We start from the raw sequence: 19542 nt of genomic DNA, 5'->3' as shown, positions 1-19542 counted from the left end.
GCACAGTGAAGCGCACCCTGTCCGTCCCCGGCATCGCCTACGGCGGCGACTACAACCCCGAGCAGTGGCCCGAGGAGGTGTGGGCCGAGGACATGCGCCTGATGCGCGAGGCCGGGGTGAACCTGGTCAGCGTCGGCATCTTCTCCTGGGCGCTGCTGGAGCCGTCCGAGGGCCGGTACGACTTCTCGCGCATGGACAAGGTCCTCGACCTGCTGCACGAGAACGGCATCGCCGCCGACCTGGCCACGCCCACGGCGGCGCCTCCGGCGTGGTTCTTCCGCGCGCACCCGCAGGCGTTGCCGGTGGACCGTGACGGCCGCACCCTCTCCTACGGCAGCCGCCAGACGTTCTGCCCGTCCAGCCCCGCCTACCGCGAGGCCGCCCTGCGCATCGCGAACGCGCTGGCCGAGCGGTACGCCGGTCATCCGGCCGTGGCCATGTGGCACGTGCACAACGAGTACGGCTGTCACAACGCGGCCTGCTACTGCGACACCAGCGCGGCGGCCTTCCGCCGCTGGCTGCGCACCCGCTACGGCGAGAACCTGGCGGCCCTCAACGACGCCTGGGGCACGGCCTTCTGGTCGCAGTGGTACTACGACTGGGAGGAGATCCTGCCGCCCCGCGCCACCGGCGCCGTAGCCAACCCGACACACCAGCTGGACTGGCGCCGCTTCTGCTCGGACGAACTGCTGTCGCTGTACACGGCGGAACGGGACGTGCTGCGAGCGGCGGCCCCCACGATCCCGGCCACCACCAACTTCATGGTGATGCACACCTTCGACGCCCTCGACTACTGGCGCTGGGCACCGGAGCTGGACATCGTCGCCAACGACCACTACCTGATGTCCACCGACCCCGAGTCGGAGATCGACATCGCGCTGAGCGGCGATCTGATGCGCTCGCTCGCCGGCGGCCCGTGGCTGCTGATGGAGCACTCCACCGGCGCGGTGAACTGGCAGCCCGTCAACCGGGCCAAGAACCCCGGCGAGTTGCGCCGCAACGCGCTGGGCCATGTGGCGCGCGGGGCGGACGGCATCGCCTACTTCCAGTGGCGGGCGGCGAAGGCGGGTGCCGAGCAGTGGCACTCGGCGATGCTGCCGCACGCGGGCACCGACAGCCGGATCTGGCAGGACGTGGTCCGGCTCGGCGCCGACCTCAGGGCCCTCGCCGAGGTGCGCGGCAGTACGGTCCCCGCCGAGGTGGCGATCGTCTGGGACTGGAACGCCCGCTGGGCCCTGGAGCTGCCCTCCCAGCCGAGCGGCGAGCTGCGCTACCCGGACCTGGTGCGGTCCTGGTACGAGCCGCTGTGGCGGGCGGGCGTGGCCGTGGACTTCGTACGGCCCGACGCGGACCTCTCCGGCTACCGGCTGGTCCTGGCCCCGAACCTGTACCTGGTCGACGAGACGGGCGCGGCGAACCTCACGGCGTACGCCGAACGCGGCGGCACGCTCGCCGTCGGCTTCCACAGCGGCGCGGTGGACGAGAACTGCCATGTGCGGCTGGGCGGATATCCGGGAGCGTTCCGGGGCGTACTGGGCGTGCGCTCCGACGAGCCGTTCCCGCTGCTGCCCGGGCAACAGGTCGCCCTGAGCGGCGCCGTGCCGGACGGCGCGACGGGCACGCTGTGGTCGGAGCGGCTGCGGCTGGAGGGCGCGGAGGCGATCGCCTCGTACGCCGACGGCCCACTGAAGGACATCCCGGCGGTGACCCGGCGCGGCTACGGCACGGGCACCACCTGGTACCTGGCCACCCTGCCCGACCCGGCCACGCTGGCCGCGCTCCTGGACCGCATCCGCACCGAGGCGGGCGTCGAGCCGGTCCGCACCGCGCCGCCCGGTGTGGAAGTGGTCCGGCGGCGCGGCGCGGACGCGGACTACCTCTTCCTCGTCGACCACGCGGGCCACGGCGCATCGATCCCGGTCCTCCCGGGGGCGACGGAACTGCTCACCGGCAAGGCGGTACACGACTCGGTCACGGTCCCACCGGGTGAGATCGCCGTCGTACGGGAACCGCGCGTCGAAGCGCGGTGACGGCAGCCCGGCTGCCGTCGGTCAGGACTTGTTGTTCCAGGTCAGACTGACGGTCAGCTGGGCCGAGGCCCCGGCCGCCGTGATGACCGCCCCCGCCTGGGCGGTCAACTCGATCCCGAACTCCACGACGAGGGCGTCCGGCCGCTGCGCGAAGTCCTCGACCTGCGCCGCGACGCCGCGGGTCACCGCCCGTACGGCGTGCATGACGGACTCGAACGTGGCCTCGGCTCTCTCGATCACCGCAGACGTCGACGCACCCCGGGTGCGGACCGGGCTCAGCGCCTGCTCGTCGGAGAGCTTGACGAGCACGGCGCTGCCGTCGTGTAGCGGGAACTCTACAATCGCCATAAACTATGGATTAACACGAATTTCCGGGTAGCGCCAGCTAGTTGATGATTATTTCAATTCCCGAACGTGCGCGCCGGAGGCGAGGGCAGGGTCGGTGGGCTTCGGCCGCGGATTGCGGCTTCACACATGAAGGAGCTCAGCGATGTCACTCGCCGTCGAGATCGTTCTCATTGTCATCGGAATTCTCCTCCTGGCGGCCGCACTGATCGGCAGCGGCATCTCCCGGCGGTTGATGACCATTCCCAAGATGCACAAGGCTCCACGTATCGTGCTCGCGATTCTCGGTGTGGTGCTGCTGGCCGGGGGTGCGTGGGGGATGGTGACCAAGACCGAGCAGCACAGGCCCTCGCTGGCGGAACTCCGGAAACACATTCCGGACAACATCAAGTCGGGCCTGAGCTGTGCGGAATCCCCCGAATCCCCCAAGAGTGCGGTGCAAATAGAGTGCGACAGCACGGATGCCAGCACCACCCCGGAGCAGGTGTGGTTCACCCTGTTCCCCGACGTGAATTTGATGCAGAAGTACTGGTTCGACAAGGCCACTCCGAGCAACTTCTCGGGAGCCACCTGCGCCACCACGGATGACTTCAAGAAGGGGGGCAAAGGGCCGTGGTTCCTCAACGACCAGTCCGTCACTGTCGGTGATCAGGTTTGCTACATGGCCGGGACTACCGCAGTGTCCGTCTTCACGGACCGGCGCTACAACATCGTCGTCTTTGCCCAGTCCGCGAATCCCCAGCTTCTCTCCGACTTCATCAAATGGGTGAACAGCGACGACTCCGTCCCCGCAGGGGATCAGGATGCCACCCCCGCGACGCCCTCTCACACCATGTCCGAAGCGGGACACTGACCCGGCCGGAGGAGAGAGGGGCGCCATGGCGGCGGATTCTGACTTCGTGCTCGAAATGAGCGAGGCGTCCGACGGCTACCGCATCGAGGTGTCGTCGCCGTGCGGACAGGACAGCGCCATCGCCGACATCGACGCAGAGGACCTGCTGAACAGGCTGCCCGCCCTGGAGGCGGCCGTTCTGGGGTCCGCAGCGCGCTCACGGAGCGTGGGCACCGAGCTGGAGGCGCCCGCCCGGCAGGTCGGCGGCATTCTCTTCGACGCTGTATTTCAAAGCGCAATCAGAGCGCTGTACCTCGCCAGCAGGCAGACGGCGCAGGAGCACGGGCAGCGGCTGCGCATGGTCCTCCGGGTGCGCTCCCCCGTACTCGCCGCGCTGCCCTGGGAGCTGCTGCACGACCCGAAGCTCGGCGGCTACCTGTGTCTGCACCACCCGATCATCCGCCACGTGGAGATGCTGGAGCCGGTCTCGCCGCTGCACGTGGAGCCGCCGCTGCACATCCTCGGCATGGTGTCCCTGCCCGGCTCGATGGGCGCACTGGACGCGGAGGCAGAGCGGGAGAGCCTGAGCACAGCGCTCAAACCGCTGATCGACGAGAGGATGGTGCAGCTCGACTGGGTGCCCGGGGGAACCAAACAGCATCTCTTGGCGGCGTTGCTCGGTGGCTGCCACGTCTTCCACTTCATCGGCCACGGAAAGTTCGACGATCAACGACGCCAGGGAATGATCGTCTTCGCCGATGAGCAGGGCCGGGAGGATCCCCTGCACGCCGAGGCGCTCGGCTCGCTCATCAGCATCGCCGAGCCCGCACCGCGCCTCGTCGTACTCAACAGCTGCGAGACCGGAACCTCCCACTCGCGGGATCTGTTCTCCAGCACCGCGGCCATGCTGGAGTACACGGTGCCGGCCGTGGTGGCCATGCAGTTCGCGGTGACCGACAAGGCGGCGGTGCTCTTCTCCGCGGCCTTCTACCAGGCCCTCGCGGCCAACCGGCCGGTCGACGAGGCGGTGCGCACGGGCCGTATCGCGCTGCGGGCCGACAAGGACGACAGCCTCGAATGCTTCACTCCCGTCCTGTACCAGCGCAGCGGCGACGCCCGGCTCTTCGACTTCACCTCTCCGCGACCCCCCACTCCCCCGCAGACCGTGGTCAAGAAGATCAACCAGATCTGGCAGGCCCCTGACCAGGTCAAGCCCACCGAGAGGCCCGCGCCGCCGCCCGTGCGAACGTCCCCCCGACCGAGCACTCCCGAACCCAGGAAGCCCGCCCCCGACATCACACCGCCACGGACGGAGATCGACACCGGGCACTGGGTCGTCAGCCTGGCCGTCCACCCTCAGGGGCTCCTGCTCGCCACCGGCTCCCGCAAGCTCGTGCGGGTCTGGGACGTGATCACCGGCCACTCGACATGGGAGCACCGGCTCGGCGGGTGGAGCACGATGGTCAACGCGATCGCCTTCAGCCCCGACGGCGGCAGACTGGCGGCCGGCAGCACGGACAACGCCGCGCGCATCTGGGACATGGCAAGCGGGTCCATGGTCGCCGAGTTGGCCCACCGGCATTTCGTCAACGCCGTGGACTTCGACGCCACCGGGAGATACTTGGCCACCGGGAGCGCGGATGCGACGGCCTGCGTGTGGGACCTCGACACCGGGAACCGTGTCCTGTCCCTGCGCCACGCGCGCGCGGTCAAGGCCGCACGGTTCAGTCCGGACGGGCGCCGACTGCTCACGGCGTCCGAGGACAAGAACGCGTACGTCTGGGACATCGACACCGGCGGGCAGGTGGCGCGGATTCCGCACCGGGACTTCGTCCTCGATGTCGCCTGGTCTCCGGACGGGCGGAAGATCGCTACGTGCAGCCAGGACCACACGGCTCAGGCCACGGAGACGGAGACCTGGACTCCGCTCTTCCACGTGGAGCACAACAGCGGTCTGCGGACGGTGGCATTCAGCCCCGACAGCACGATGCTCGCCACCGGCAGCGAGGGCGGCACCGTCCGCGTGTGGCGGGCCGACACGGGTGAGTCGCTGCTCACCCACAGGCACCAACGCTCCGTGAACGCCGTGGCGTTCTACCCGCACGGCGGGTTCCTCGCCGGCGCGGGCGAGGACAAGGTCGTACACAGTGTCCGGCTGCCCGAGGCGTGACGTTCCATCGGACCGAGCGGCCCGGCTTCCGCCTCAGGCCCGGTGCGTGGGGTTCTCCGGTGCCGTCGCCGTGGCGAACCCCTGGAGGTGGCCGGGGAGTCCGGCGATACCCGGCCATGCCTTCTCCAGCGCTGCGAGGTCGTCCTCCTCGACGGTGATCCCGATCGCGGTCAGTGCCCTCCTCAGCCGGGGTGAGGACGCGGTCTCCCCGGGTGGTGGCGGCTGCCACGGCGGAGTCCGGGCCGTAGGTGTGCTCTGCTCGTCGATCGGGGGCGGCGTGCGCAGATGCCATCCGGTGCGCCGCTGGTAGACGTCGGCGATCTCCGCGAGCCGGAGGTCGTCTCCCGGCGCGCCTGCCAGTTGGAGCGAGAGCGGCTGGTCATCGGCACCGAACCCCATCGGAAGTGCCACCGCCGGACAGCCCAGCGCATTCCAGATCCCGGGCAGACCCGAGATCCGCCGCAACGCGGCGGGGTCGTCGAGCCGGGGGGCCGTCGTGGGCCAGGTCGGAGTCGCGACCGCGTCGAAGGTCCGGAACCGTTCGCGCATGAGACCGAGGGCATGCCGCCGGGTCGTCTGCGCGCGCTCGTAGGCCTCGGGTGTCAGGAGCCCGCCCAGCACGATGGCCCGCCGGAAGGATCTCCCCAGCTCCGTCCAGTGGCGCCGCAATCTGTCCCGATGGCTGCCGAAGGCCTCGACGAGCACGGTGATCAGATGGGCGGCCAGGAGTGGGTGGTATTCGGAGAACTCGATGGGTACGACCTCGGCACCCAGGTCCTTCATGTGGCGGAGGGCTTCGGCAAACACGGTACGGCAGTCGTCGGTGATGTCCGCGTCCTGCTCCAGCAGTTCGGCAGGTACTCCCACCCGTACCGCACGCAGATCCTCCCTCCAGCGAACAGGGCGGCCTAGGTCCACGGCCGCCCCGGCTGCCATGGCCGAGAGAGCACGCTCGCAGTCCCGCACGGTGCGCGCCGTCGGGCCCACGGTGTCGAGCGACGGACAGAGGGCCAGACAGCCGTCCTGGGGAGTGGCGCCCGCAGTGGGTTTGAAACCGGTGACTCCGCAGAAGGCCGCGGGGACGCGCAGGCTGCCGTTGCTGTCGGTTCCGATGCCGATGGTGAACAGCCCGTGCCCGATGCCGTTGGCGCTGCCGCAGCTCGATCCCCCGGTCCACCGCTCCAGGTCCCACGGGTTGCGGGGGACGGGCGGCGGCGCGGTCGGGTCCGGCCGCCCGATGGCGTGCTCGGCCATGGACGTCTTGCCCAGCACGATCGCGCCCGCCGAGCGCAGACGGGACACCGCGCCGGCGTCCCTGCCCCGCCACCAGGCCGGATCGAAGACCCGGCTCTGCGCGGTCGTCGGCCCTTCTCTGATCGCGATGACGTCCTTGACGGCGATGAGGACTCCGAACAGCGGCACACGGCCGTTGTCACCGCGGCGGACGAGGCGCTCGGCGGCGGCGAGTGCTTCGTCCGGGCAGCGCTGGAGGAAGGTGCCGAGGAACCGGTCCCATCGGTCGGCGCGCGCCACCGCGCCGGTCACGTTCTCGACGACATCCGGCTTCATTTCGCGGTGCATTCGACGACGCTGTGCCCGCTCGACAAGGACGTGATCAGCCCGGCCGCCAGGCCCGCGTCGAGGACCTGCGAGGTCATCTCCTCGCGGGTCCGCTCCCGGGTGCCTTCCTCACAGATGACCATCTGGAAGAGGGAGCGGATGGAGGAGTGCGGATCGTCCTCGGCCAAGGGCTCGATGATGAGGAGAACAGGCCGTCGCGAGCCGTGCGTTCCGGAGCGCTCCGTGGCTTCGAGTGCCCGTCTGACGTTCGCCAGGATGCGCACGCTGTTGTCGCGATTCCAATTGTGCAGGACGTTCTTGAGCAGATAGACGTCGCCGCCGGAGGGAACCTCCCGCAGGAAGTCCGCCGCCTGGAAGCGGAGTCTGCCGGCCAGGCCGGCGTTCCCGGACGCCCGCAGGTCGGCCGCTCCGCGGGCGCAGACGTCGTCCCGGTCGGCGCACAGCCCCCGCAGATGCGGATGAGCGGACAGCAGCCCCTTCAGCAGTTCACCGATGCCTCCCCCGACATCGACCACCTGGGTGCGACCGGAGAAGTCGTAGTGCCGGGCGAGTTCACCGGCGACGGGACGGGCCAGTTCCTGCATGGCCCGGTCGTACACCTCGGCCGTTTCCGGATTCTCGTCCATGTGGTCGTAGACCGACCGTCCGAAGACATGCCGAGATCCCGACTCGCCGGTCCGCACGGTGTGGAGAAGGCCGTTCCACGCCTCGTAGTACATCTCGCCCGACAGAATGCAGAAGTTGCGCATGGACTGCGGGTGATCGCTGCGCAGCGGATCGGACAGCGCGGAATGGGACACGGCGCCCTGATCGTCGACGGCGAAGATACCGAACGAGGAGAGGACGCGCACCAGACTGTCGAGAGCAGCCGGATGTGCCCCGATCCGGTCGGCGAGCTCGCCGATCGGAACCGGGGCGTCGCCGAGTGCGTCGGCGACACCGAGGCGCGCCGCGACGGACAGCGACTTGGACACCCAGCTGAGACTGGGAATGTGACTCGGTGAGATTTCCATCGGAACCCGGGCTTTCGTGAGCGGTCACTGCTTGCCGAATTCATCGCGAATCAGATCGAGCATCTCCTCCGCCGTCGCGTCGGCGATCTCGCGCTTGTCACCCCCGTCTCCCCCGTCGCCCTCATCGCCGGACCTTCCGGGATCCATCCCCCGGACGATCCGCTCCAGGCGATCACGCAGAGCGTCCAGCAGCGCCCTGTCGAAGGAACTGCCGAGCATTTTCGACTCCAGCCGCGCCACGTCGTCCAGCACGGAGTTCCCGTCGCCGGGATCGTCTCCGTCGAGCAGGGAGAGCAGACGGCGGGTCAGGTCGGCGGGCGTCGGGTAGTCGAAGACGGTGGTCGCCGAAAGCCGGATCCCGGTCGCCTTGTTGAGCCGGTTCCGCAACTGTACGGCCGCCAGGGAATCGAACCCCATCTCCCGGAACGCCTGCCTGGCCGAGACCGGGTCACCGTCGGCATGCCCCAGGACCGCCGCGGCCTGCCTGCGCACCAGCTCCAGCGTCACTTCGAGCCGTCCTGCCTCGTCCAGCTCCGCCAGCCTGCTCCGCCAGGCCTCGCCGTCGCCTTCACCGCCGTCCGCCGCCGCGATGAGCGCTTGCCGTGCTTCCGGTATCTCCGCCAGGAGCGGACGTTCTCGGGCCGCGGAGAACGCCGGCGCGAAGGTCTCCCATTCGATGTCGGCCACGGTCACGACGTCGTTCGTCAGGCTGTCGAGCACGAGCAGGGCCGACGACGGGCTCATGCCCCGTACGCCGCTGCGCCGCAGGCGTTCGTCCGTTTCCGGGCCCTCGCCCTCCCAGGCGCCCCACGCGACCGACAGAGCGGGCAGGCCGTTCCCGCGTCGGAACCCGGCCAGGGCGTTGAGGAACTCGTTCGCCGCGGCACGCGGTCCCTGGGACGCGGCGCCCCACACCCCCGTCGCCGACGAGAAGAGGACGAAGGCCCTGAGGTCGGGCAGTCCCCGGGTCAGCTCGTGCAGGTTGATCGCACCCCGCAGCTTCGACCGCATGACGTCCTCGAAGTCGTCCTCCAGCGCCAGCGACTCCAGGGGCCCACCGCGCAATACGTCGGCGGCGTGGACGATTCCCGTCAGCGGCGCGTCGGCCGGCAGTCCGTCCAGGACCGCGGCAAGGTGGTCACGGTCGGCCACGTCGCACGCGGCGATCGTGACCCGACAGCCCGACTCCTCCAGTTCGGCTCGCAGTTCCTCCGCTCCGGGTGCGCGGGCTCCGGTCCGGCTGACCAACACCACATGCGAGGCCCCACGCGCGGCCAGCCACCGCGCGGCCTCGGCACCCATGGCGCCCGTTCCCTCGGTGACGACCACCGACCCCTGCTTCCACCAATCGCCGGAAGGACCGGCGTGGAGCACACCGGAGGGGCCGGCATGTGTCACGGCAGAGCGGTCTCGTACCAGGCGGCGGACGAACATCCCCTGCGGACGGATCGCGATCTGGTCCTCGTCCCGCATGCCGCCCAGCGCGCTCGCGAACATCCCACCGGTGCGTCGGTCCACCACGGCCGGGACATCGACCAACCCGCCCCATCCGTCCGGCCGTTCCAGCCCCACCACCCGGCCCAGACCCCACACCGCGCCCTGCACGACACCGTCCCAGGCACCGACCTCCCTGCCGTCCACCGACACCGCGCCCGAGGTCACCAGCCACAGGCGCCCGTCACATCCGACCTCGCCCAGCGTCTGCGCCAACACCAGCGAGGCGCCCACGCCGACGGGCACGCCGCCCCACCAGCCGCGGGCGAGCCCCAGGAAGGACACCACGCCCACCGGCACCACGCCCTCGTCCCGCACACCTCGCAGGGCGGCGACCAGTCCCTCGCGCAGTCCCGTTTCACTGTCCGTATCCACTTCGACGACCACCGTCTCGCCACCGGCGCTCCGCAGTTCCCGCACACAGCCGGTGACCACCGTGTCCGAGCCACGATCACGCGGAACCACCGCGACCCACCGGCCCCGCACGCCCGCCGACTCGTCCGGAACCGGACGCCACACCACGCGATACAGCCAGTCCGAGAGCTTCTCCTGGTCCAGGGTGTTGCGCCGCCACCGCGACAGCGAGGACAGCAATCCGCTCAGCGCGGATTCCCGTTCGCGGTCCTGGATGCGCAGCGTCTCGGCGACGAGGGGGACGTCCCCCCGTTCGACGGCCTCCCAGAAGCGGTTCTCGATCCGGCCGACGCCGGCGGCATCACCCTGTGCTTGAGAACTCTGGTCCATCCAGTAGAGCTCTCGCTGGAAGGCATAGGCCGGCAACGGGACCTTCTTCCCTCCCGACCCGGCGAACAGCCCCTCCCAGTCGACGTCCGCGCCCGTCTTCCAGAGCTCTCCCACCGCGTCCAGCAGACTCTCCACCTCGGACCGCTCACGACGCACGGCGCCCACGACCACCGCCTGGTCCTCGGCGGACTCCGGCCGGCTGAGGTGGATCAGAGGAGTCAGCACGGCGTCCGGGCCGATCTCCACCCACCGCGACACGCCTGAACCGGCAGCGGCATCCACCGCGTCGGCGAAGCGGACGGTCTCACGGACGTGGCGGACCCAGTAGTCGGGTGAGGTGACGTCGTCCCCGGCCGGTTGTCCGGTGAGTGCGGAGATCAGTTCGATGCGGGGTGGGTTCAGGTGCAGGCCGGCGAGGGCTTCTTCGAAGTCGCTCAGCATCGGCGTCATGAGGCTGGAGTGGAAGGCGTGGCTGACGCGTAGCCGTTGTACGCGCTCACCGTGTTGTTCAAGGCCGTCGATGATCGTGGTGAGGGCGTCCTCGGGGCCGGACAGGACGAGGGAGGCGGGACCGTTGACGGCGGCGATGGACACGCTTGTGCCGGTGATGAGCCGACGGGCCTCGGCCTCCGTGGTCTGGACGGCGGCCATGGCTCCGCCGGGTGGGAGGGTCTGCATGAGGTGGGCGCGTGCCGCGACGAGGGCGCAGGCGTCGTGGAGGTTCATCACGCCGGCGATGTGGGCGGCGGTGATCTCTCCGAGGGAGTGGCCCAGGACGAGGTCGGGGGTGATGCCCCAGGTGGCGAGGAGGTCGACGAGGGCGACTTCGAAGGCGAACAGGCCGGTCTGGGCGTGCACGGTCTGGTCGATCAGTTCGGGGGGCGGGCCGTCGGGGTCGAGGTGCAGCAGCGTGCGGACCTGCTGGAAAGTGTCGGCGAAGACGGGGAAGCGGGCGGCCAGTTCGCGTCCCATGCCGGCGTGTTGGGCGCCCTGACCGGAGAAGACGAAGGCGAGCTTGCCATCGTAGGTGCGGGTCTGGAGGCGCTCGCTCAGAAGTGCTTCCAGCTCGCCGAGGGCCTGTTGGCGATCGGTGGCGAGGATCACGGCGCGGTGGTCCAGAGGTGCACGGGACACGGCCAGGGAGTAACCGATGTCGGTGACGGGCGTGTCGGGGTGGGTGACCACGAACTGGCGCAGACGTGCGATCTGGCCGTGGAGTGCTTGGGGGTTGTGTCCTGACAGGATCCAGGGCACGCCGCCGGGGGGTGTCGGTGCGGGCTGGTCGGTTGGCTGGTGGGTGGGTTGGTGGGTGGGTTGGGGTGGGGCTTGTTCGAGGATGAGGTGGGCGTTGGTGCCGCTGATGCCGAAGGAGGAGACTGCGGCGCGTCGTGGCCGTCCGGTCTCGGGCCAGGGTGTCTGTTCGTGGAGTAGTTCCACGGTGCCGCTGGTCCAGTCGACGTGTGGTGTGGGTTCCTCGGCCCACAGGGTGCGTGGCAGTACGCCGTGTTGCATGGCCATCACCATTTTGATGACGCCGGCCATTCCGGCGGCTGCTTGGGTGTGGCCGATGTTGGATTTGATGGATCCCAGCCGTAGTGGTTCGGCGGTGCGGTTGGTTCCGTAGGTGGCGAGGAGGGCGTGGGCTTCGATGGGGTCGCCGAGGGTGGTGCCGGTGCCGTGGGCTTCGACGGTGTCGATGTCGTTGGGGGTGAGGTGGGCGTCGGTGAGGGCTTGGTGGATGACGCGTTGTTGGGAGGGTCCGTTGGGGGCGGTGAGGCCGTTGGAGGCGCCGTCTTGGTTGACGGCGGTGCCGCGGATGAGGGCGAGGATGGGGTGGTGGTGGTGTTGGGCGTCGGTGAGGCGTTCGAGGAGGAGGATGGCGGTGCCTTCGCTCCAGGCGGTGCCGTCGGCGGTGGCGGCGAAGGGTTTGCAGCGTCCGTTGGGGGCGAGGGCGCGTTGGCGGCTGAATTCGGTGAAGATGCCGGGGGTGGCCATGATGGTGGTGGCTCCGGCCAGGGCGAGGGTGCATTCGTGGTGGCGTAGGGAGCGGGTGGCGGTGTGGAGGGCGACCAGGGCGGAGGAGCAGGCGGTGTCCATGGTCAGGGCGGGGCCTTGGAAGCCGTAGGTGTAGGAGAGGCGGCCGGACAGGACGCTGGCGGAGTTTCCGGTGAGGGTGAAGCCTTCGACGGCTTGGGGGTTGTGCCAGGTGGTGATGTAGTTGGAGGTGGCGGCGCCGATGAAGACGCCGGTGTTGCTGCCGCGCAGGGTGGTGACGTCGATGCCGGCGTGTTCGAAGGCGTGCCAGGAGCATTCGAGCAGGAGTCGTTGTTGGGGGTCCATGGCCAGTGCTTCGCGGGGTGAGATGTTGAAGAAGGCGGGGTCGAACCAGCCGGCGTCGTGGACGAAGCCGCCTTCGCGTGTGTAGGAGTGGCCGGTGCGGTCGGGGTCGGGGTCGAACAGGCCATCGAGGTCCCAGCCGCGGTCCTGCGGGAACGCGCCGATCGCGTCCCGGCCCGAGGCCACCAGCTCCCACAACTCCTCCGGCGAACCCACCCCACCGGGAAACCGGCACGCCATCCCCACCACCGCCACCGGCTCATCCACCGACGACATGTGGTCGGACACAACCCTTGCCTGTTGAGACGCAGACCGCGACGGCAACTCCCCTTGTTCTGCCGTGGTTTGTTGGAGTGTGTTGTTGAGGTGTTGGGCGAGGTGGGTGGGGGTGGGGTGGTCGAAGATGGTGGTGGGGGGGAGGTGGAGTCCGGTTGTTTTTTGGAGTTGGTTGCGGAGTTCGATGGTGGTGAGGGAGTCGAGTCCTTGTTGGTTGAAGGGTTGGTGGGGGTGGATGGTGGTGGGGTTGGGGTGGCCGAGGATGGTGGCGGTGTGGGTTTGGATGTGGGTGAGGAGGGTGTGGTGGCGTTGTTGGGGGGTTTGGTGGGTGAGTTGGGTGAGGAGGGGGGTTGGGTTGGTGGGTTGGCTGGTGTGTGGGTGTGGGTTGGTGGGGTGGTTGGTGGGTGGGGTGGTGGGGTGGGGGGTGATGGTGCGGTAGAGGGGTGGGGTGTGGGTGGGGTGGTTGGGGGGTGGGGTGAGGTTGATGGGGATGGTGTGGGGGGTGGGGTGTTGGTGGGTGGTGGTGTAGTGGGTGAGGGCTTGGGTGGGGGTGAGGGGGGTGTGGCCGTGGCGTTGCATGCGTTGTTTGTCGGTGGGGGTGAGGTGTTGGGTGATGGTGGTGGTGAGGTTCCAGAGGCCGTAGGCGAGGGTGGTGGTGTGGGGGTGGTGGTGGGGGAGGGTGTCGAGGTAGGCGTTGGCGGCGGCGTAGTTGGCTTGGCCGGGGGCGCCGAGGACGCCGGCGGCTGAGGAGTAGTGGGTGGTGTGGGCGAGGTCGAGGTGGTGGGTGTGGTGGTGGAGGTGGTGGGCGGTGGTGGCTTTGGTGGTGAGGGTGGTGTTGAGGTGGTGGGGGGTGAGGTGGGTGAGGGTGGTGTCGTGGGTGGTGGCGGCGGTGTGGATGATGGTGGTGAGGGGGTGGTTTGGGGGGATGTGGTTGAGGAGGGTGGGCCAGGTGTCGGGGTGGGAGGTGTCGGCGGTGATGAGGGTGGTGGTGGCGCCGAGGGCGGTGAGGGTGTCGTGGATGTGTTGGGCGTGGGGGTGGTTGGGGCCGGTGCGGGAGGCGAGGAGGAAGTGGCGGGCGTGGTGGTGGGTGGCGAGGTGGCGGGCGGTGTGGGTGGCGAGGGTGCCGGTGCCGCCGGTGATGAGGGTGGTGCCGTCGGGGTGGGGGGTGGTGGGGATGGTGAGGATGAGTTTGCCGGTGTGGCGGGCTGTTTGGAGGTGGCGGAGGGCGGTGGGGGCGTGGCGGAGGTCGTAGGGGGTGTGGGGGATGGGGGTGAGGGTGTTGTCGGTGAGGAGGGTGGTGAGGTGGGTGAGGGTGTTTTGGATGGTGTGGGGTGGGACGTCGGCGAGGTCGAAGGGCTGGTAGTGGATGGGGGGGTTGGTGTGGGGGAGGGTGTGGGGGTCGCGGAGGTCGGTTTTGCCCATTTCGAGGAAGTGGCCGCCGGGGCGCAGGAGGGTGAGGGAGGTGTCGATGTAGGGGCCGGTGAGGGAGTTGAGGATGATGTCGAGGCCGTGGTCGGGGAGGGTGAGGTGGGAGGCGAAGTCGGGGTCGCGGGAGCTGGCGAGGTGGCCGGGTCGGTCGAGGCCGGCGTGGGTGAGGGCGGGCCATTTGCGGGGGGAGGCGGTGGCGTAGCAGGTGGCGCCGAGGTGGTGGGCGAGTTGGGTGGCGGCCATGCCGACGCCGCCGGCGGCGGCGTGGATGAGGATGTGCTGGCCGGGGGTGAGGTGGGCCAGGTGGGTGAGGGCGTAGTGGGCGGTCAGGAAGGCCATGGGGATGCCGGCGGCTTGTTCGAAGGTGAAGGCGGGGGGGATGGGGGTGAGGTAGGGGCGGCGGGTGACGGCGCTGGCGGCGAAGGCGCCGGGGATGAGTCCGAAGACGCGGTCGCCGGGGGCGAGGTCGTTCACGTCGGGGCCGGTCTCCAGGACGATGCCGGCGCCTTCGCTGCCCAGGACGTCGGGTTGCGGGCCGGGGTAGAGGTCCAGGACGTGGAGCAGGTCGCGGAAGTTGATCCCGGCGGCGCGCATGCCGACACGGACCTCGTCGCCCGTCAGTTCGGGAGCGGGGTGGCTGGTCAGGGCCAGACCGTCCAGGACACCGGGATCCGTCTGGGTCAGCTGCCAGCCCGTCCCCCCGCCGATCACTCCCGGACCACCCGGCAGGAACGGCGCCACACACCAGCCCAGCCCCGGCACGTCCGGATCCTCACCGGTATCGCTCTTGTCGGCGCTACCGGGGTTGGTGGTGGGGGGGTTGAGGTGGGTGGTGAGGTCGACGTGGTTGAGGCGGGGTGCGAGGAGGGTGGTTTCGCGCCAGGCGGTCTGGGGTTCGTCGAGGTCGTTGACGCGGCCGGTGAGGATCTGGGTGAGCAGGTGTGCGGGGGGTGTGGTGCGCCAGCGGGTCTCGCGGTGGGTGTCGATGAGGACGAACCGGTCGGGGTGTTCGGCCTGTGCGGAGCGGACCAGTCCCCAGATCGCGGCGTGTTCACCGTCCTCGGGTGCGTCTCCGGGGCCGGTGAACACCCCGCCCCTGGTCGCGATCACGAGCCGGGCCCCGGCCGGTCCTTCCTGCGCCCACCACTGCAGCCATTCAAGGACCTCACCCACCCGGGGGAACGTGCCGTCACCCGCTCCGGGAGCCGGCTGCACCACCACACCCGCCACCCCCGCCCCGGCCGTCCCGGCAGGTGTCCGGGCGAGTAGTTCCTCCGCTCCCGCCCGGTCGGCCACCACCACCGCCGCCCGGCCCAGCACCCCACCCCAGCCCAGCACATCCTCACCCACCAACACCCACACACCACCACCAGCATCCACGCCAGCAGAGCCATCGGCGCCGTCCGGGCCGTCCGCACCAACCGTGCCGTCGGAACTGTCGGGGCTGTCGGGGGTGTCGGGGGTGTCGGGGGTGTCGGGGGTGTCGGGTTGGTTGTTGGTGGGGGTGAGGGGGATCCAGTCGAGCTGGAAGAGTGATTCCTCACCGGTTCCGGTGGGGGTGGTGTGGGGTGTGGTGTGGGGGGTGTTGGTGGGGGCGCGGAGGGTCAGGGAGGCGATGGAGGCGACGTGGCGGGCGTGTTCGTCGGCGAGGTCGATGGTGAGGGTGTCCTCGTCCAGCCATTGCAGACGTGCCCGTACCCGCTGCACACCGCTTTGGTGGATGCGTACCCGGTGCCAGGCGAACGGGAGCCGTGCCGGGCCCTGGGCGGTGGCGAAACAGGCGTGCAGGGCCGCGTCCAGCACGGCCGGATGCAGAGCGAACTCTCCTACCCCTGACCGCCATTCCTTGGGCAGGGCCACCTCCGCGAACACCGTCCCCTCCGCCCGCCACACCCCGCACAGTCCCCGAAACGCCCCCTGATACGCGAACCCGCCCCGGGCCACCTGCTCGTAAAACCCCTCCAGACCCACCTCCACCCCACCCACCGGCGGCCACACCCCCGCCCACTCCACCCACCCCGAACCAGACCCAGACCCAGACCCAGACCCAGACCCAGACCCGGAGTCGATGCCGGTACCGGTGTCGGCGGCGGTGTCAGTAGCAGTGTCGGGTCGGGTCAGGAAACCACTGGCATACCGCACCCACCCCGCCGACACCCCACCACCCTCCTGAAGCTCCAGCTCCAGCTCCTGTTGCTGTTCCTGTTCCTGGGGTTGGTGGCGTGCCAGGACCACGTACTCGCGGCGTCCGGGTGTGTCGGCCTGTTCGGGCTCGATGTGGACCTGCACCTCGATTGCCGCACCCTGTTCCAGCACCAGCGCGGATTCCAGTACCAGTTCCCCGATCTCGCCGTACTCCACCAGGGCGCCCGCCCGGCCGGCCAGCTCCACGAACCCCGAACCGGGAAACAACACCGACCCCAGCACCACATGCCCCGCGAGCAACCCACCCCCCGTCAAACGCCCCCACACCACATGCGCACCCTCGCCCCCCACCTCCACCACACCGTCCACCCACCCATGCCCTGCACCCAGCCAGAACCACTCCCGCCGAAACCCATACACCGGCAACGAGACACTCCTCGCGTCCACCCCGGCAAACAACTCCCCCCACTCCACCTCGATACCCGACGCCCACAACTCACCCACCATCCCCAGCACACCCTCCACCTCACGCCCGTCCCGCACCCCCACAACCAGCGCGTCCTCCACCGAAGCCGGCTGGTTCAGACGCACCAACGGCGCCAGCACCGCATCCGGAGCGATCTCCACCCACCGCGACACCCCCACCCCCACAGCCGCCCCCACCGCGTCACCGAACCGCACACACTCCCGCACATGACGCACCCAATAACCGGCCTCCGCCACCTCCGCCCCCGCCACCTCACCGGACACACCCGAAATGAACGTCATCCGGGGAGGACGGAACCGCAACCCCGCCACCACCCCCTCGAACTCCTCCAGCATCGGCTCCATCAACACCGAATGAAACGCATGACTCACCCGCAACCACGAAGCCCTGCACCCCATACCCTCCAGAACATCCACCACCACAGCGACCCGCTCCGCAGGACCCGACAACACAACCGAAGCCGGAGCATTCACCGCCGCGACCGACACCACCCCCTCGACACCGAGCCCGGCCAACACCGCCCGCGCCCGCACCTCGTCCACCTGGACCGCCGCCATCACCCCACCCGACGGCAGACCCTGCATCAACCGGCCCCGCGCCGCCACCAACACACACGCATCCTCCAACGACATCACCCCCGCCACATAGGCAGCGGTGATCTCACCCAGCGAATGCCCCAACACCACATCAGGCCTCACACCCCACGACCCCAGCAACTCCACCAACGCCACCTCGAACGCGAACAAACCCGCCTGCGCCCAACCCGTCTGATCCACCACCCCCGCCGACAACCCACCCGGATCCAAACCCAACAACCCACACACCCGCTCAAACACCCCAGCAAAAACCGGAAACCGCCCCGCCAACTCCCGCCCCATCCCCACCCGCTGCCCACCCTGACCACCACACACAAACCCCACCCCACCCCCACCCGAACCCCCACCCACACCCGAACCCGAACCCGTAGCCGCGCTCACACCCGCTCCCGCTCCCGCGCTCACACCCAGAAGCGGCTCACCCAACAACGCCTCCAACTCACCCACCGCCTGCTCACGCCCCGAAACCACAAACGCCACACGATGATCCAAACCCGCCCGCGACACCGCCAACGCACACCCCACATCCACCACCGACACCCCAGGATCCGCCACCACAAAATCCCGCAACCGCTCCACCTGCCCCCGCAACCCCTCCCGACCACACCCCGACACCACCCACAACACACCACCACACAAAGCCGGCACACCCCGCCCGCCACCCCCCAAAACCACCCCCGACGGAGCCTGCTCAAGAATCACATGCGCATTCGTCCCACTCACACCGAACGACGACACCCCCACCCGCCGCGGCCGCCCCGTCTCCGGCCACACCACCTCCTCCCGCAACAACTCCACACCACCACCAGCCCACTCCACATGCCCAGACGGCTCATCCACCCACAACGTCCGCGGCAACACCCCACACCGCATCGCCATCACCATCTTGATCACACCAGCCACCCCCGCAGCCGCCTGCGCATGACCGATATTCGACTTCACCGACCCCAACCACAAAGGCCCACCCACCCGCCCCGCCCCATACACCGCCAACAACGCCTGCGCCTCGATCGGATCACCCAAAGCAGTCCCCGTCCCATGCCCCTCCACCACATCCACCTCACCCGCACCCACCCCCGCATCCACCAACGCCCGCCGAATCACCCGCTGCTGCGACGGCCCATTCGGCGCCGTCAACCCATTCGACGCACCATCCTGATTCACCGCACTCCCCCGCACCACCGCCAACACCCGATGCCCACACCGCACCGCATCCGACAAACGCTCCACCACCAACACCCCCACACCCTCACCCCACGCCGTCCCATCCGCCCCCGCACCAAACGCCTTGCACCGCCCATCCACCGCCAACCCCCGCTGCCGCGAAAACTCCACAAAAATCCCCGGCGTCGACATCACCGACACCCCACCAGCCAACGCCAGATCACACTCACCCGACCGCAAAGCCCGCACCGCCCAATGCAACGCCACCAACGACGACGAACACGCCGTATCCACCGTCACCGCAGGACCCTCAAAACCAAACCAATACGACACACGACCAGACATCACACTTGCCGAGTTACCGATCCCCAAATGGCCTTCGACACCGGCGTCCGCGCCAGAAACCCGAGACCCGTAATCCTGACCATTCGTTCCGACGAAAACACCAACCGGCTTACCCCGCAAATCACTCACATCGATGCCCGCCCGCTCAAACACCTCCCAGGAGCACTCCATCAGCAACCGCTGCTGCGGATCCATCGCCAGCGCCTCACGCGGCGAGATCCCGAAGAACCCGGCGTCGAACCAGCCCGCATCCTCGACGAACCCGCCCTCACGCACATACGAGTGCCCCACGCGAGCCGGATCCGGATCGAACAGTTCCTCCACATTCCAGCCCCGGTCCGACGGGAATCCGCCGATCGCGTCCCCACCCGAGGCCACCAGATCCCACAGGTCCTCCGGAGAACGCACACCCCCGGGGAACCTGCACGCCATCCCCACCACCGCCACGGGCTCGTGGGAAGCATGCTCGAGTTCTTCCAACCGGCCTCGTACGTCCTGAAGTTCTGCGGTCGTCCGCTTCAGGTAGGAGAACAGCTTCTCTTCGTTGTCCACAGC

The 19542-nt window shown here is 69.2% G+C and carries 7 protein-coding genes; 3 read left to right on the top strand and 4 right to left on the bottom strand.

Translation table 11 applies throughout. The features are described 5' to 3' along the window. Window positions 1-5 precede the first annotated feature (5 nt). Window positions 6-2030: a beta-galactosidase gene (locus tag AVL59_RS15530; protein ID WP_067304261.1), complete on the top strand. Its 2025-nt coding sequence runs from the start codon at window positions 6-8 to the stop codon at window positions 2028-2030. A gap of 21 nt (window positions 2031-2051) precedes the next feature. Here AVL59_RS15530 and AVL59_RS15525 read toward each other — a convergent pair whose 3' ends face one another. Next, on the bottom strand, window positions 2052-2378 hold the full coding sequence (locus tag AVL59_RS15525; RefSeq protein ID WP_067304259.1) for a CU044_2847 family protein: 327 nt from the start codon (window positions 2376-2378) through the stop codon (window positions 2052-2054). Between the two features lie 142 nt (window positions 2379-2520). Between AVL59_RS15525 and AVL59_RS15520 the strand changes: the two genes are divergently transcribed. Continuing rightward, window positions 2521-3228, top strand: coding sequence for a tetraspanin family protein (locus AVL59_RS15520; protein ID WP_067304256.1), 708 nt, complete (start codon window positions 2521-2523; stop codon window positions 3226-3228). Between the two features lie 25 nt (window positions 3229-3253). Further along, complete coding sequence (locus AVL59_RS15515; RefSeq protein ID WP_067304253.1) at window positions 3254-5377, top strand: CHAT domain-containing WD40 repeat protein; 2124 nt, start codon at window positions 3254-3256, stop codon at window positions 5375-5377. Window positions 5378-5410: 33 nt separating this feature from the next. On the opposite strand, the gene AVL59_RS15510 is transcribed toward AVL59_RS15515, so the two are convergent. The 3 genes from AVL59_RS15510 to AVL59_RS55555 all read right to left on the bottom strand — a co-directional run bounded on the left by AVL59_RS15510 (window position 5411) and on the right by AVL59_RS55555 (window position 19539). Further along, window positions 5411-6958, bottom strand: coding sequence for an amidase (locus tag AVL59_RS15510; protein ID WP_079146713.1), 1548 nt, complete (start codon window positions 6956-6958; stop codon window positions 5411-5413). Then, window positions 6943-7932 (bottom strand): methyltransferase, encoded by a 990-nt coding sequence (locus AVL59_RS15505; protein WP_067304248.1) that lies wholly within the window; start codon window positions 7930-7932, stop codon window positions 6943-6945. Before AVL59_RS15505 ends, AVL59_RS15510 begins: the two co-directional genes overlap by 16 nt. A 63-nt stretch (window positions 7933-7995) precedes the next feature. Then, entirely contained in the window at window positions 7996-19539 is an 11544-nt protein-coding gene (locus AVL59_RS55555) for a type I polyketide synthase (RefSeq protein ID WP_159399921.1), read from the bottom strand. Window positions 19540-19542: the final 3 nt, after the last annotated feature.

It is taken from the genome of Streptomyces griseochromogenes, from assembly GCF_001542625.1.
In the GTDB taxonomy this organism is placed as follows: Bacteria; Actinomycetota; Actinomycetes; order Streptomycetales; family Streptomycetaceae; genus Streptomyces; species Streptomyces griseochromogenes.
This window is presented reverse-complemented; position numbering and strand designations above follow the sequence as displayed.

Bases quoted from the DNA above. Each gene is read 5' to 3' on its own strand.
- AVL59_RS15525 (WP_067304259.1), bottom strand. From the start codon at position 2,378: ATGGCGATTGTAGAGTTCCCGCTACACGACGGCAGCGCCGTGCTCGTC.
- AVL59_RS15520 (WP_067304256.1), top strand. From the start codon at position 2,521: ATGTCACTCGCCGTCGAGATCGTTCTCATTGTCATCGGAATTCTCCTC.
- AVL59_RS15515 (WP_067304253.1), top strand. From the start codon at position 3,254: ATGGCGGCGGATTCTGACTTCGTGCTCGAAATGAGCGAGGCGTCCGAC.
- AVL59_RS15510 (WP_079146713.1), bottom strand. From the start codon at position 6,958: ATGCACCGCGAAATGAAGCCGGATGTCGTCGAGAACGTGACCGGCGCG.